This is a genomic window from Gimesia chilikensis (assembly GCF_007744075.1).
In the GTDB taxonomy this organism is placed as follows: Bacteria; Planctomycetota; Planctomycetia; order Planctomycetales; family Planctomycetaceae; genus Gimesia; species Gimesia chilikensis_A.
The window spans coordinates 5,437,894-5,454,403 of record NZ_CP036266.1; the positions used below are offsets into that span (position 1 = coordinate 5,437,894).

Here is a 16,510-nt window from a genome sequence, read left to right on the forward strand (position 1 = left end):
TCCTTCTGAGGGTTCTACCCTGATCTGTTTTGCCACTTTACAAAACGAAAATAATCAGGACTTCACTCAGAGAAGGAGAAAGGTCGAAAGATTTCAGTTAGTTTCGGTTGAATCTAATTAGTTTGTTACGAATTCATAGATCTCCAGTTTATTGTCAACGACACAGACTAATCGGTTATTAAATTTATCAATTGCAAAAGAATTAGCTTCGATGAAAAGTGTATTTATTGGCTTAGATGGAATTGACGTGGTTTCACCATCAGTAAGAAATACTTCAAATTCCCAAAAGCATAATCGCCCATCCCAACCTGCAGAAATTAGTTGTGGGCCTTTGATTCCTTTGTATAAATCAACACCAAATAATCCTCCTCGGTGCGTTCTAGAAATACATTTTATAAGCTGCTCATTTTCGAGGTCGCTGATTCTAATCTCATTCTCAGTAGAAGAGATGAGCATAATTCCTTCAGGACCTTCGTATAATGCTGCACAGATAATTGGTCTACTATGAATTCCTTTGATTGACCGTTCTATCTGTCCATTCTGAGGGTTACTAAACACGATTTGTTTATCATACCCTGCTGATACTATAAGAGGTCCTCTCGAGCTTTCAAATACTGCCACACCAAGAATCCAGTTGGTGTGGGCTCCTGTTATAATTCTTTGAAGCTGTCCAGTATGGATGTCATGGATGATAATTTTGCTATCCCATCCAACAGAAATTAGCCATGAACCCTCAATTCCCGAATAGGCTGCCAGACTCGTAATAGCATTCGAATGCTCCCCCTTAAAACTCTTAATTTCCTGTCCATTATTTGAATCGATTATCATTAAATCATCATCATTTACTAGTGCGATAATTTGGGCTTCATCTTGCTCCTGATGCACAGTCACACACCTGAACTCGTATGTGTTTTCCTTGCTTGAGTGTATCCCCATCTCGATATTCTGAAGATCTGTAATTACGATTCTACAATCTCTTCCTGCTGTGATAATGTAAGAACCATTACTTCCTTGATAATTTGCCACACAGTTGATCACATCAACATGTAAACCCTCAAGACTCTTAACAAGCTGGCCAGTTTGTGGATCACTGATCACGATCTGGCTATCATTGCCCACCGAGACGATCCGCGGGCCATCTGGCCCTTCATAGACCGCTAGGCTGTTAATGCAGCTTTGATGTGCGCCCTTGATGGTCCGCACGACAGTACCGGTTCGGGGATCACTGATCACGATCCATTCGTCTTCCCCTGCCGAAACGATTTGTAAGCCATTCGGTCCTTCATAGACTACCACACTATTAATTGCATTTGTATATGCAAATGAGTCTGCATGGGCATCATCAATGGTTCGCTCGACGGTTCCGGTCCGGGGATTACTGATCACGATCCGTTTGTCTTCCCCCACCGAGACGACCCGCGGGCCATCTGGCCCTTCATAGACTGCTAGGCTGTTTATTGTCTTTGTATGAACTCCTTTTATTATTTTTTCAATCTGTTTGGTTTGTGGATTACTTATCACAATTTCCTTTTCATACCCAGCTGAGACAATATAAAATTCATTATTACATTCATAAGTTACTAGACTAAGAACATCCTCTCCGTGGTGTCCTTTGAGATTAGTCACTAACTTACCTAATTCAGGGTCTATGATCATTATTTCAGTGTCATTGGGATGGCTTCCAGCCACCACGATGAGTGGCCCCTCAATACCTTCATAAACAGCAACACTATTCATCTCATCTGACTCAATATCGTTAATAACCCAGTCCACGATACCAGTCTGTAATTCAAAACTTATAATACGCTTGTCAGTACCCACTGAGACTATATGTGGTCCATCAGTTCCCTCATATATTGCTAAACTAAGAATATCATCACAATGTGCCTTCTCAATTGTTAGAGAATTTTCTTCCCGTATTCCCTTTATTTTCTTGATCCACTCTGGACGAGAGCCGTCCCCTGTGAATTCATCCAGTTGCCTGGCCCACTGCTCTACTTCATTCCCTGTTGCCCCAAACCAGCAACAGCGGTTCATCACTTCCTGCAACAGGAGATGAGGATGTTCCCAAGCAAACCGGCTGTGATCATTGCTCGCCTTATAAACCTGCTGCAAGACCCGGTCATGTGGTTGGCTATTGGATAAACGAGAGACCAGTTCGGGTACTGGTTCCATAAACGCGATCGCTGCTTCACGGGGTAAATCAGGCCAGAAGGCAACCAGCCGTGATACCAACTCCCGTAGTAGACTCTGATTATGCCTGCAAATTTCCTCACCTGATCCCTCATCGCGGGTTTGGACCATTTCTCCCAGGAATTCTGCTACCAGCAGCCAGCGGGCAGGATCGTCCAGAAAGGTTTCTGATATTGCCTGAGGCCATGCGTCGTCTAACGGCTCGTCTTGTGAAGGGAGACCAATGCCTTCGTACTCACGCAGCGCACGCGCAGCAAAATAGTATATCAGTGAGTCATGCGCAAACCCGAGACTGTCATCTGTTTTTCTCAGCAGCCCCAGTTCAAAGAGTGCGGCCACTTCTTCCTCTGTGAAGACACGAGAATAAGTGAGTGACTGCGTCAATAATTCTCCTATCGGCATCCAGGCGCGGCGGACTGGAATGCGAGTGTTGCCTCCCTGAGGCCGGGTGAGTAAACGTTTTGCCTCTGTTGCAGATAGACGGGTTTCTCCCTGTTGTGCCAGCATCGCCAGGGCCAGTCGTTGCATGGCGATGAGTAAATCTTCGGGAGAGATTTGAGTTTTAGTACGATTTTCATCTGACTCTTCACGTTGGAGATGCTGTTGAGTGAGTTGAGCATAAATGTCTGCCAGGGTTTTGATACGATTGAGGACTTCAGGAGGAAACGTGGAGACCCAGTGCATTAGCAGCGGAATACTGATGACCGTCTCCTGTTCCCAGAGATCATCGTCGGTTCCACGCTGACGAATGGCGGCACGACGCCGAATACGGAGCAGTCGTTTGAGATGTGTCAGTTCGGTCTCGGGGTCGTGTTCGCTGCGGGGAAGCCTTGTGTCTGGCTTACCTGACCAGTCTTGCAGCCAGAGATCGAGGTGGTCAAACAGATCGTTTTCCACCTTACGAATTCGCGAGAGATAATCGATGGCCACCTCATCATCCAGAGGTAACAGATCGTACTCCACGAACTGGGGGGCGCGTGTGCCTTGATGAGTCAGGTTGTGCAGAACCTTGTCCTCTTGACCGGCGGCCCGGTAAATGACGATACAGCGATGTCCCAGTTGAGGACCGTAACGTTCTTGAAATCGGATGAGTGCCTCGGCGTAGCAATCACGGGTCTTGGCCGGGGCATGATTGAGGTCAAAAAACAGGAGATACTTCTGCGAACCCAGTTGCAGGTAGCGTTCCAGGAGTCGCAGTTGTGCAGCTTCATCAAGATTCAGATGTCTCAGACACTGCCTGGTGATCAGCTTTAAAATAAAGTCGTTTTCGTTGCCTTCAGGCAGCGCGCTCTCGGCGACATCGATCCACACCGGCGTAAAGCCTGCCAGCGGGGCAGTAATTCTGTCTGCGGACGCGGGAGCAAGTCGATTTGTCCCGGGCTGGTTTGGATAAGGAGTCCAGGCCCGATCACTGAAACAGCGAAACCAGGCACACCACGATCCCACTGTTTTCCCGCCACCACTGCGGGCACTGATCAGCAGGCCGTGGGAGTCGCCGGCTGTTTTGAGGAGTAAATCAGTCAGATCCTCCCAGGTTCGATGACGATCATGGGCCAGGCAGATGGGAACCGGACAATAGAGGTCGGCATCCGGCATGGCGGCGAAGAAGCGATCCGCCGAGGTCCAGAAGAACAGTTCACGACAAAATTCTCGTAGCGCTGGCTCATACTCTATTGCTATCTCGCTTCCATGTGCCGTCCACCACTTTTGAAAAGCCTGTCTGGCACGGTCGCGGAGATCTGTCATTCCCAACAGATCACGCACAGGATCATCTGCCGTGGAGTAATTAGATGAATCGACGGCGATATCAGAAGTCACCAGTCGTTTCGATATGGCAGTTCGAAAGGGCGTTAACCGGAATGTGCCATCAAAGCTGCGTATCGACATCAGATTATTATCCACGGGAATATCATTTTAGGGATTCACATTGTTACTATGAATATGACCACCGGCGACGCGATTCGCAAGTTCTTTGGTGACTGTTCCTTAATCTCATTATGATCTGGTAAGAGATAACAACAAAATAGAAATATTTCAGTTGTCAATCTGTCTGACCAGTGTGGCCAGCCGTCGGTGATTCTCATCGGATTGATCTTCCGAATAATCCAGGTATGCCTGTAGTCCCTGTCGAACCAGCGCGGCCAACTCGGTGTTTTCATCAGCACGGGCATCTTTAAATGATGTGGAAGCAGATCGCCCGGCAACCACTGGAGGGTCTTGAACCGGCAGTTCCGTTTGAGAGGCAACCTCATTCGACACGACAGGTGTCGGAACCAGATGGGCATAGCCAAATCTGTATAACAACTGTCGTTTCTGTTCCGGATTATCAACGGACTCCAGAGTGATGGCGGCAGCCAACTGTTGACGGGTGATCGTCTGACTCTCTTGATTGTCCTTGGAGGCAATCTCAAAGGCTCGGACCAGAGCAGCACGCACACGAGGGTGATTGGTCATCGGTTGACTCTGAACCGGAGACTCTCTGGAACTGGAATCGCTTGAAATCAATTCGGTCGGGATCAGGCAACGGTCATTGACCAGTTCTGCAAACTCATTGAGCGCTTCCGCGAGATGCGATATCCGAACCAGTCCGTGTTCCGCCCGGAGCATCGCCAGGCGGAACACGGAATAAGCCTCGTCATTCATCAACGAGTAGATTCGGCTAAGAGTGATCGTCGTTTCCGGCATCTGAACCTCCCTGCTGAGAAGGAAACAGCTGGATAGATTTCAGCCAAGGTGCAACAGCCTCTTGAAAATATTGACCAATGAACCGTCGGAATGATGCGCTTCCCCAGTTTCATTCGGACCGGGATCGACCTGGATCTGTTCCTGCTCCTGCAAAACCTGGACTACCGCCTCATAAGTCAACTGGGCTTGCAGTTCCGACAAGCGATTTCCCTGCTCAGCAGCGATCCGGCTCTTCAGATCCATCACTCCCATCAGAATCATCGCCGCGGTCAGCTTGGGTTCCTGCCTGAAATCGTCGTTAAGCTGCTTCAGGGCGCGCTGAATCTGCTGGCGGCGTTCATCATCCTCGCTCAAACCGGCAACCAGTTCCTCTGCGGTTAAAGAGACGGGTTTCGGGGACTTAGCAGGGTCTACAGCTGGCTGTTGATCCTCAACAGTGCGACCTTTATAAGGCCGTCGAACCTGTGTTTTATCTTTTAAGGCCAGCTGACAATGAATGCCTCTGGCTCCATCATGGATGCATTCCACCTGGTAGATCACCGGAGGTTGTCCTCTCTCAGGCCGAAATTCAAATTCTGCCTCTTTCTGTTTTGTCGTGAGTTTACGATAAAATTTCTGAAATTGAGCAGATAGTTCTGCGAAGTTTGGAGGTTTATTCCCTTTGGAGATCGTTAGCACGTGCATGCCTCCTTTACCCTGTGGGGCGAACGTCATTTTCTCGGGATACCTGATTTTATGAGTGATAGTCTGCGACATGGGATTCAGCTCCTGTGAGTGAGATTTACGGCAAAATCACGAGCCCCACCACACCGGTGAGACTCGTGATCTGAGAGATTGCTGTGGTGATTGTGATCTTCATTCCGGCGGTTCAAATCAATGAACGACCTGCTTCTTTAATCGGAATGGACCAGTGGGGCATATGCTCCAGGTCACTATCCAGCATGTGAACCACGCGGCTGACAGCAGCCTCCTGTTCCGCAGAAGTATGCTCTAATTGAACCGGTAACAATCCATTCAGCAGGGTCCATAACAACAGAGGCGTGGTGTTATAAGGCTCAGCATAACGGTCTTTCAGTCGATACATGGTCGTTGCCCCGGTTTCGATCGTGCTGGGGATCGGCTCCGCATTCTGCCAGCCAAATGCACTGGTCGGAATGATGGCGGCACTAAAGACCTTCTGAGACTGATTGACCACCTGAACCAGCGGACGCAGCCAACGCATCAACAGCTCATCAGTGAGCTCGCTGCGGGCTTCCTCTTCACTGTCAAACAGAGTGTCGAGTTTGGTCATGACAATTCCTACTGAGCATGAGGCACGATCTCCATGATGCCTTAATGCGGTACTCAGATACTTTGCCACCAGACGATTGTCTTCCATGAAACGCAATTCATCATCCTGCGAGCCCCCTAACGGCGGGGGCGCCACCATGGGTAAGAGGGCATGAGAATTGGATGCCCGGTTTAACAGACCATCGTACTCATGGAGTTCCTGTTCACTGCTGCCACTGGTTGTGCCCGTCAGGACCTGACCGATGGCTTCATTGGTATGCAATTCGGCGACCACATTTTCCGCATCACAGAGCTCAAAACGCATTTTGTAGGCATCCTGGCTGGTAATGTAGCCACCTGAATGGGCTTCGATACGACGTCGACGCAAATCCTGCAGGATTTCGTTGGCCATCATGGGGTCTTCCGTCCCGAAAGTGAGTCCCGATGGCAGTGGGATATCGACAGCGTGTTCAAACCAGGCTGTCTGGATCGCCGTTTTACCGGTTGCTCCGGTGGCAATCATTTGCATGTTAAACTGAATTTTATCGATAATTTGTCGCTGCTTTGTCTTGAGTGATTTTAAAAACTTCATCTGATTCTCCTTCAGGATTGGATGATTTGACGCGAAAACGGTTCATTCTCATTCGATTGCCGGCACTGCAATGAATGGATTCAAAGACTGCTACGTGAGCACTCATAAGCCAAACAATACTCCACTCGAAACTGGCCGTGACAGGGCACAGGTTACGAGCGTTTTTTCAGCAGATCAGCCACCTGTAAAGCAGGCTGACGTTCCCGGCGGGTCAAGCGGCGTAAATCTTCTCGCGAGACAGAGCGATGGTCTCCATTAGAAGCGTGGTTTCCCGTATCAGCGACAGTTCGACGACGGGGCACATTCTTTTTGGGGCGACGCCAGTAAACCAGCATCATCGTCGCGGAAATGGCAACTCCGATCAGTGCCGGGATCTCGACGGGCAATTGCATTGCCTCTTCCATCAGTTTTTTGCCGAGTTCACTGACAGTGGTGCGAATCCAGGTACTGCGGTCGGGAGTGGCAAACAGAATTGCCAGTCCACTGGCAACGGCACCCACCAGGGCACAGACCGCCGGCACTCCCACCAGCCAGCGCGCGGTCTTGCTTCCCCATGACGAGGGGAGAAGCTGGAGCATACAGGTCACAAAGACCCAGGCGACTATCCATTTTAACATTTTGTCTCTCCTTCTGATTGACCGGCTGGTTAACCGGACCAGGCTGATGCAACGCAGGCTGCCAGGCGATCTGGCTTGTTTGTCCCTTGTCACCACACCCTACATAGGAGAGAGTTAGAAAGATTTCAGTTAGTTTTATGGAAACCGACTAATTTGTCACGAATTCATAAACTTCAAAACCACCTATGGTGCCGACGAAAAGATGCTGATTGGCTTCATCAATCGCCATCATCAAACCGTTAAGAAGCTCGAATTCGCTGATTGGCAGAGGTTGATTTGCTGAGTCCCCAGTCCAGGATAGAATTTGTTTAAGGTCCCAGAACTTGATTCCTCTATGAGAACTTGAAATGATCCGCGGACCTTCCGGGTGTGAGCAAACCATCAAATCATCTATGTAGCCTGCATGGGCAATTGCCTGCTCCACCCTACCATTTTGCAGGTTTCTGATCAGGAGCCGATCATCCATTCCCCCCGAGACGAGTCGTAGCCCATCCGGGCTTTCAAATACTGCCGCACTCTCAACCGAGTCAAAAGTGACTCCGCTAGTACTCCATCTATGCCCCCCTTCGAGAATTCGCTCCACCTTCCCTGTTTTGGGATCGCAAATCACGATCTCCGACCCCACCAAAACAATCCGTGGTCCTTCTTGACCATGGTATACAGACATGCTGTTTACAAATCCAAGGGGAGTCTCAATGGTTTGCACCACATTCCCTGTTTGTGGATCATGAATTACTATCCATCCGCTACTACTCGAGACAATCCTTGGCCCCTCCATGCCTGAATACGTGACTATACATGCTATACGGCGGTTTCGCCCACCATCAGGGTGTTCACATGGCTCCTCGATTTCTTGCTCTACCTCTCCGGTGCACGGATTGCAGATATTCATATAGTTTCCCGCCCCCGCGACGACCCGTGGTCCTTCGGTGCTTTCATACACGGCCACAAAATCTATGGAAATCACGTTAGCCAATTTGATTTTTTGCTCCACCTCCGCAGTGTATGGATTGTAGATCACGATATAGTTCCTCACCACCGCGACAATCCGCAGGCCTACTGGGGCTGTGTAGACAACCACATCAACACCTTTATCTGTATAAATCTCCTCATCTGACAATCTTACACCTTGAATTTTTTTCAACCATTCCGGGCGGCAGTGCGGATTAGCAGAGTCAAATTTCTTAGAGTATCTATCTAGTTGCATACCCCACGGCACCACTTCCCTACCGAGACTAGGATACGAATCTCCTACAGCATACCAGGAACATTCATTGAGAACCTCCTGCAACAGCAGATGAGGACTTTCGAATAAAAACTGACTGTTCTGATTGGTATGTCTGAAAACTACACGCAATACGTCGTCGTTGATGTTATTCGCTTTGGAACTGCACAGACGCCAGACCAGTTCAGGTACCGGTTTCATGAACTCCATCGCTTCATCGCGAGGTAAATCAGGCCAGAAGGTAACCAGTCGAGATACCAACTCCCGTAACAGGTTCTGATTATGTCGAGGAATTTCCTCACTGGATCCATAATCGGGAGTCCATATCAGTTCTCCCAGGAATTCTACCACCAGTAACCAGCGGGCAGGGTCATCCAGCAAGGTATTTGCGATCGCTTGAGGCCATGTAGCATCTAACCTTTCCTCGTGTGAGGAAAGCACAGCACCATCGTATTCTCGCAAAGCCCGAGCGGCGAAATAGTAAATTAGCGAGTCATGCGCAAAACCGATGCTGTCTCGCGTTTTTCGCAGCAATCCCATTTCATAGATAACGTTTAGTTCATTCTCTGTGAAGACACGAGAATATGTCGATGTCCCCGTTAGTAGATCTCCTACAGGCATCCAGGATTGACGGCCCTTATTGCGACGGTTGCCCAACTGAGGATCAGTGAATAGTCGTTTGGCCTCTTCGATGCGAAGACGAGTCGTTCCCTGTTGGGCCAGAATCGCCAGGGCCAGCCGCTGTAGGGCGGAGAGCATATCCTCGGAGGAGAGTTGTGAAGTATTGCGCCGCCAATCAGATTTTTCCCGCTCAAGGTGTTGCCAGGTCATTATGGTGTATATGTGCGATAAATTTCCGATGCGATCAAGGACTTCAGGAGGAAACTCTGAAAACCAATGCATCAATAAAGGAATGGTGATGAACGTTTCCTGTTCCTCAGTATCATCTTTCCTAATATCACTAGCGACTATCGCAAGATCACAATCGACGGACCAACGCCGAAGACGGAGTAGTCTATTGAGGTGTGTCAGTTCTGTTTTGGGATCATGTTTGCTGCGAGGTAATGAAGCATCCGGATCTCCAGACCAGTTTTGCAGCCAGTGATCAAGATGGTCGAACAGACCATTTTCCGCATTACGTATCCGTGCGAGATAATCGATGGCCACCCTATCATTCAGAGGTGACAAATGGTACTTAATGAAGCAGGGGGCGCTTGTCTCACTGTGAATCATGTTGGGTGGATACTCGCCCCTTTGCCCTGTTGCACTGTAGATAACGATGCAGCGATGTCCCAGGCCAGGACCATAACAATTCTGAAACCGAATGAGTGCTTCTGCATAGCGGTCTCGTACCTCTGCCGGGGCATGATTAAGATCAAAAAACAGGAGGAACTTCTGTGAGCCCAATTGCAGATAGCGATTCAGGAGACGAAGCCGAGCATCTTCATCGAGATTCAGATGCCCCAGACACTGCCTGGCGATCAGTTTCAGGATGGAACCGTCTTCATCGCCTTTAAGCAGCGTACTATCGGCGACATCGATCCACACCGGCAGAAAGCCAGCCAGCGGCGCGGCAACACTACCTGCTGACGCGGGAGCAAGTCGATGTGTCTCGGGCTGGTTCGGATAGGGAATCCAGGTACGATCACTGAAACAGCGAAACCAGGCGCACCACGATCCCACAGTTTTTCCGCCACCACTGCGGGCACTGATCAGCAGCCCATGGGAGTCGCCGGCTGTTTTGAGGAGTAAATCGGCCAGATCCTCCCAGGTCTTATCACAATCCTTGGCCAGGCAGATGGGGACCGGGTAGTAGAGATCGGCATCCGGCATGCTGGCAAAGAAACGATCCGCCGAGGTCCAGAAGAAAAGTTCGCGACAAAACTCTCGTAGTGCGGGCTCATACTCTGTTGCGATTTCGTTGCCATGCTCCGTCCACCACTCTTCGTATGCCCGCCTGGCACGGTCGCGGAGTTCTGTCATCCCCAACAGGTCACGAACAGGATCGTCTGGCGTGGAGTGATTAGGAGAATCAACGGCGATATCAGGAGTCACCAGTCGACGCGCGATCGCAGTCCGAAAGGCTGTGAAACGGAATGTGCCATCAATGTTGCGTATCGACATCAGAGTATGCCTCTCTTCGAAATTGAGTCCATTTTCTGCATGATGAGCTCTCACAAATAAATAGAAAATCAAAAAACAACCTGATTTGATTGAATCTGATCAATTCGTCATGAATTCATAGACTTCCAAGTGTTTTCTTCTCCAGCAGATCAAACCATTTTTGTGTTGATCGGTTGTTAGTTTATGACCCACAGGGAAGATTGTGCTGATCGGTTTTGCAGTTGTCGACACTGTTCTTTCAGCTCCCGTTCAGATTCCTCCCAGCGCGGCTGAACCCGTCTGGCTCCGGAGTGACGGAACAGGGAGAAACGATACGCCGCGTGGGAAGAATACTGCTGGGTGACCATGGTGTCCTTTCTGGGAGATGAACCTTAGTCAATTATCACATGGGCCGAGAGAAAAGATCAACCGACGGGCAGAGAAAGGTCAACCGGGGAGTTCATCCAGGACGGTGTGCAACCAAACTCATAAGTACCACAGTCAATGGAATTAAACGTGCAGGACTCACAGGCGATGACGACCTCAATCACATGGTCGAGGTCGAGCTGCATGTCCGGTTCGCCTGGACTCAGCAATTCACGAATCAGACGTTCGTGCGCATCTGAGCCGGACTCACTCAGAGAGGCCTCATCCACGATTCTGTCCTGATCATCATAAAACCGCACAGTTTTCTGTTCGGTAGCGACCGCTTTCCCTGCACGGATGACAAAAGGGATCTGACGATCTTCGAGACCGATGGCGCCCTCAATACGGGTTAACGTACTGACATCAGCCTGTTCGTTCCCTCGTGTATAGCTCCCTGAAAACGTACGGTGCAATTCCAGGAGAGCCAGCCGATCCTGCTTGCGAATGGGAGCCAGCAGACACTCCAATCCATGCCAGCCAACATCCCAGGTGGCAGGGTCAACCTGCCGGTTATCGATCCCGCGCGTTTCCAGAAGATCAAATTCAGCTCTGGCAATCTTCGACAGGCTGGTTGTCTTATTGGCAAACCGTTTCGTCAGATCCAGCATCTCCTGTTTGAAAAGCTGATGTCCGATCGGGTAGACGGTATCCTCCAGAGGCAGCAGTGCTTCCGCAGTCGTGATATCGTCTGTCAGCGGCTTCTCTACGGCAATTCGTCCCACATGCCCGTAGGCCTGTTTGGCATAAAATGCATGATAGGCGGTTGACGTACAAACCAGCACTAATGTTTCCTGCCCGAGAAAATCAAGCCGACTTAAATTTTTGAGGTCCAGTCCTTTAGTAGTAACGGGACAGTAGAACTCTGCCGCCGTGTGGTCCTTGAAGGGGGACTTTTGATGAAGATCACAATAACAGATCCGTTCAATCAGTCCCTCGATCACCAATAACTGTAGCGACGGGCGTACACGTTTTGCGACCACTTCTCCTGTACCAATCACGATCACGTTTTTGAAGCCGGAATTACAGATATTTTTCATAGTGCCAGTCCCTTCTGAATAGATAAATGAAAGTCATCCACGGCGTGGATAAAGGGCTTTCAACCTCCATAGGAAAAGGGACCTCAGATTTCAGTGAAAAATTGGAAGTAATTCTTCTGAAATCTTTCACACTTTTTCCTCTGGTTGACAGAGGGCGCAGTATTGTGTTGTGCCAAAGTGTTTATTCGTTTCAACAAGGACCTACTAATGAAAAATTTCAACTCACAGCCGCAGTCAGAAGTTGGTGGCACCAAATTGGAGCAGAGCTCCGAAAACACACCTGGTTCTGGAAAAGCTTCCCATCATTCTGAGGGGGGCTGGGATCTGCCCGATGACATCATCCCTTCAGGTAATTCTGCCTGGGATGTCCTCAAACAGCGTGAAAATTCATCTGGAGAATAGGGAACACCAACCAGGGTTGCATGCCAAGTGCTGCAACCCTGGTTTTTTATTGGCATTGGCAGACATGCCACAGCCTGTGGCAGTTTTTATCTCACATCCGACATCAGGAGAGAATTACCATGACCTATAACACAAACAATCGGCCGCACGATGCAGACGATTTTGATCGAGAACGGGAGCCGCGCCGCGACTCAGCAGTTTATCAAAAGTCAACTGAGGAGTCGTTGCAAATTGCCCTGAATCAACTGGACAAGAAGGAGGGGATTATGCGCACACGGATTGAAGGTGTCTGGGATGGAGTTTATCCTGGCCTCTATCTCTTCGGCCCTCATGGCACAGGCAAAACGTACAAAGTCCTCGAAACCCTCAACCGCATCCAGGGGGAAAGTCCGCACTCAAAAAACTACGTCTATCACCGCGGACATCTGACTCCCATGGGACTGTTTGAGCTGATCGAAGAACACAGTAATGAGATACTGGTCCTCGATGATGTTCATCTCTTATTCGAGCAGCCACTCGCCCAGCAGTTGCTGCTGGCAGCATTGGGTAATCACGTCAACGGCGTTCGAGTAGTGAAATACAAACGCCAGGGACGTGATCGCAAAACGGTATTCCATGGCGGACTGATCTGCATCTCCAATCTCGATATGAATAACAGCTACAATGATCCGGTACTGGATGCACTCAGCAGTCGAACCCATATCATTCGCTACGAACCGAATGAGCTGGAGATGGAAGCGGTAATCCGCGATCTGGCTTCAAAGGGATGGGAAAGAAACACGGGTGAACATGTCTTTTACTTACGTCCACAGCAGTGTCAACTTGTTGCTGACTTTCTGATCGCCGAATGTCGAGAGCGAAGTCGTCGCCTGGATCTGAGACTGTATCTGGATAAAGCTTTGTCGGACTTCTGCCATTGCGAGAGCGGTGATACCGAAGTCGAGTGGCGCGATCTGATTCGCAGCACGCTGGACCAGGAAGTGAATCAACCAGAATACAGTGAAAAACAGCAATTCACTGTCTCTCGCGAGGCTCGCAAGGCTCAGGATAAGGCTATTCTCGCTGAGATTCTTGCCGAACATAATGAACCAGAAGCACGAATTGCCGCCTGGACATTGCAGACCGGAAAATGCAGGCGGACATTCTACCGCCGGCTTAAGGAGCTCGAGGAATCGTGATTGGGATCTACTTGCTCCATAAAATGACACCCGATGACACGAGTGACAATTTCACAAACTGTCACTCGTGTCACTTTTGTCATTCGGATAATCAAGATGAAAAGCTCCTGTTTATTCGGGTGTGGTGGGGAGTCAACCTGCAACACATCAATTTTACATAAAGCAATTTATTATATGCACTTACAATACCATTTCGCATCCTCATTGACTCCACTTTTTCCGAAAGCAGTCTTTCTAACACTGGTCATATATTGTTCTAACAGCAGATATGTACGTCATAGAATTGCACTATACCATAATATATGATATAGTGCAGATGCAGGGCACATTATAGCCTGATAGCCAATATGTTGCAGACCATTGCACGATGCCAAAATGTTTGAGATCATACGGCACCTTGACTCATGAGGTTCACGGCTTGGATTCACTCGTTAACGAACTGTTGAAATACCTTGATGAACTCGGTGCCCCAACTGCGCGCCCTTTGCCAGACGATGCTGCCAAAGAGTCGCTACCAATCTTCCTCAGCCAAATCTACGACGTGTATCGGGCTAAGGTCTTTGGTCGTACGTTAGTCTTGCTCATCTCAACTCAAGCAGAACCTCCCACACCTTCTGAACTCGAAAAGCAATTAACAGTAGCTGAGCGGATACTCGAATCTCCCGTGGTATTCGTGTTCCAAGAACTACCATCCTTTCTTCGTCAAAGGCTTGTGAGACGCAGAATTCCTTTTCTGGTGCCCGAACGACAGGCCTACTTGCCATTAGCCTTAATTGACCTCCGGGAAAGTCCGAAAGGCGGCAGTAGAGTAGAAATAAAACAAGACGTGTTGTCTGCTCCAGCCCAGGCACTTGTTCTCTACAAAATTCAGAAAAAAGAGGGCAACGAACCCTGGCCGCTGAATCAGTGGGGGGAGGTGCTGGGCTACTCTCGCAGTACGATGACGCGCGTGTATCGTGAGCTTACATCAGCCTCGATCTGTGCACCTACCTCTAAAGGACGATACTCTTTACTCACCTTCATGGAGACATCACAGGACCTATGGCAAGCAGCGATACCGTTCCTGGAAAGTCCCGTGCGGACACGAGAGCGAGTGAGAGTCCTTGATGAGACGATTCAACTGTATGATGCCGGGCTAACGGCACTGTCACACATTACAATGATGATGGATTCACGTGAGCCAGTAAAAGCAATGTCTTCTGGGGCGTTCAGAGCAGCTTGTGAAGAAAGAAGAATAGAACCTACTGCCTACCCGGATGATGATACGATCCAGATCGAACGCTGGAAGTACGCGCCAGGCTTACTCTCACCCGATGGTATCAATGTAGATCATCTTTCGCTGTATCTTTCGCTTCGAGACGATCCAGACGAACGGGTTCAAGTATCTTTGAGAGAACTGCTGGAGGAAGTGAAATGGTAAATGGTTTAATGTATTTCCTGAGGCACTTCGACGGACTTCAGGATGATTTTGTATTGATAGGAGGAACGGCCTGCGACCTCTGGATGGGCGACAACGGATTAGAATTTCGGGCGACAAAAGACCTCGATATCGTGATTGTCACAGAGTCTCTGACACCAGAGTTCTTTCAGCGTTTCTGGGAGTTTGTTGAAGAGGGGCAATATGCGAGTCTGGAGCAAAGCGAGTCGCGTCCATCGTTTTACCGATTCAAGAACCCATCACACGATGGTCATCCCAAAATGATAGAGTTATTCACGCGAAACTATCTGGAAGTACCGAGTAAATACCATCTGACACCCGTTCCTGCCGAGCATGACATTTCAAGTCTGTCCGCGATCATCCTGGGTGACGACTACTACAATTTCATTCTTTCCTCTCGTTTGATAATTGAGGGAGTCCCCACGATTCCAGTTCAATGTCTGATCCCGCTCAAGGCACGTGCTTACCTCGATCTTGTTAATCGCAGGGAGGACGGCGAACAGATCGATAGTCGGCAGATCAAAAAGCACCGAAATGACGTATTCAACTTATATCGAACATTAGCCCCTGCAGATCGCCACCAGCTGCCTGAGACACTTGCGAGTGACCTAAGCTCCTTCCTGAAATATTTCGCTGAAGCTTTAGAGGACTGGCCTGCTATCAATACGGCAGTTCCCAACTTGCCCCCACCGGGGCAAATAGTGAATCAGTTACGAGAAAACTTCGGATTGATACCCTGACCCTGCTGATGAATTCAGCTTAAGGAATTCAGGGCCGATCACTGAAACAGCGAAACCAGGCGCACCACGACCCCACCGTTTTTCCGCCACCACTGCGGGCACTGATCAGCAGGCCGTGGGAGTCGCCAGCTGTTTCAAGGAGTAGATCGGTCAGATCCTCCCAGGTCCGATGACAATCATGGGCCAGGCAGATGGGGACCGGGCAATAGAGGTCGGCATCCGACATGCCGGCGAAGAAGCGATCCGCCGAGGTCCAGAAGAACAGTTCACGACAAAATTCTCGTAGCGCTGGCTCATACTCTATTGCTATCTCGCTTCCATGTGCCGTCCACCACTTTTGAAAAGCCTGTCTGACACGGTCGCGGAGATCTGTCATCCCCAACAGATCACGCACGGGATCGTCTGCCGTAGAATGATTGGGGGAATCAACGGCGATATCAGAAGTCACCAGTCGACGCGCGATCGCAGTCCGAAAGGCTGTAAAGCGAAATGTGCCATCAAAGCTGTGTTTCGACATCAGCTTTAGCCTCTCTTCGAAGTAGAGTACATTTTCTGCATGATGAGTCCTCATAAAGAAGGATTCAATCAAAAACAACCTGATTTGA

12 protein-coding genes are annotated in these 16,510 nt (G+C 49.4%); 4 read left to right on the top strand and 8 right to left on the bottom strand.

Annotated features, from left to right (window positions below; genetic code table 11):
• Positions 1-117 precede the first annotated feature (117 nt).
• The 7 genes from HG66A1_RS20685 to HG66A1_RS20715 all read right to left on the bottom strand — a co-directional run bounded on the left by HG66A1_RS20685 (position 118) and on the right by HG66A1_RS20715 (position 12,147).
• Positions 118-4,095 (bottom strand): hypothetical protein, encoded by a 3,978-nt coding sequence (locus HG66A1_RS20685; RefSeq protein WP_145188344.1) that lies wholly within the window; start codon positions 4,093-4,095, stop codon positions 118-120.
• Between the two features lie 132 nt (positions 4,096-4,227).
• A complete protein-coding gene (locus HG66A1_RS20690; RefSeq protein WP_145188347.1) occupies positions 4,228-4,878 on the bottom strand; it encodes a hypothetical protein in 651 nt (216 codons plus the stop codon).
• Positions 4,879-4,917: 39 nt separating this feature from the next.
• Positions 4,918-5,634: a hypothetical protein gene (locus HG66A1_RS20695; RefSeq protein WP_145188350.1), complete on the bottom strand. Its 717-nt coding sequence runs from the start codon at positions 5,632-5,634 to the stop codon at positions 4,918-4,920.
• 112 nt (positions 5,635-5,746) lie between these two features.
• Complete coding sequence (locus HG66A1_RS20700; RefSeq protein WP_145188353.1) at positions 5,747-6,739, bottom strand: hypothetical protein; 993 nt, start codon at positions 6,737-6,739, stop codon at positions 5,747-5,749.
• A 152-nt stretch (positions 6,740-6,891) separates the two neighbouring features.
• Entirely contained in the window at positions 6,892-7,356 is a 465-nt protein-coding gene (locus HG66A1_RS20705; RefSeq protein ID WP_145188356.1) for a hypothetical protein, read from the bottom strand.
• Between the two features lie 148 nt (positions 7,357-7,504).
• The gene (locus HG66A1_RS20710; RefSeq protein ID WP_145188359.1) at positions 7,505-10,705 is read right to left on the bottom strand and encodes a hypothetical protein; all 3,201 of its coding nucleotides are present in this window, start codon (positions 10,703-10,705) and stop codon (positions 7,505-7,507) included.
• Positions 10,706-11,109: 404 nt separating this feature from the next.
• Complete coding sequence (locus tag HG66A1_RS20715; RefSeq protein WP_145188361.1) at positions 11,110-12,147, bottom strand: hypothetical protein; 1,038 nt, start codon at positions 12,145-12,147, stop codon at positions 11,110-11,112.
• A gap of 207 nt (positions 12,148-12,354) precedes the next feature.
• On the opposite strand from HG66A1_RS20715, the gene HG66A1_RS20720 reads away from it, so the two are divergent.
• The 4 genes from HG66A1_RS20720 (at position 12,355) to HG66A1_RS20735 (ending at position 15,905) form a co-directional block, all read left to right on the top strand.
• Complete coding sequence (locus HG66A1_RS20720) at positions 12,355-12,549, top strand: hypothetical protein (RefSeq protein ID WP_145188364.1); 195 nt, start codon at positions 12,355-12,357, stop codon at positions 12,547-12,549.
• Between the two features lie 119 nt (positions 12,550-12,668).
• Positions 12,669-13,727 (top strand): ATP-binding protein, encoded by a 1,059-nt coding sequence (locus HG66A1_RS20725; RefSeq protein WP_145188367.1) that lies wholly within the window; start codon positions 12,669-12,671, stop codon positions 13,725-13,727.
• Between the two features lie 418 nt (positions 13,728-14,145).
• Positions 14,146-15,147, top strand: a complete 1,002-nt coding sequence (locus HG66A1_RS20730) for a hypothetical protein (protein ID WP_145188370.1) — start codon at positions 14,146-14,148, stop codon at positions 15,145-15,147.
• On the top strand, positions 15,141-15,905 hold the full coding sequence (locus HG66A1_RS20735; protein ID WP_145188373.1) for a nucleotidyl transferase AbiEii/AbiGii toxin family protein: 765 nt from the start codon (positions 15,141-15,143) through the stop codon (positions 15,903-15,905). The genes HG66A1_RS20730 and HG66A1_RS20735 overlap by 7 nt, the downstream gene beginning before the upstream one ends.
• A gap of 28 nt (positions 15,906-15,933) precedes the next feature.
• Here HG66A1_RS20735 and HG66A1_RS20740 read toward each other — a convergent pair whose 3' ends face one another.
• A complete protein-coding gene (locus HG66A1_RS20740; protein ID WP_145188376.1) occupies positions 15,934-16,476 on the bottom strand; it encodes a hypothetical protein in 543 nt (180 codons plus the stop codon).
• Between the last annotated feature and the right edge of the window lie 34 nt (positions 16,477-16,510).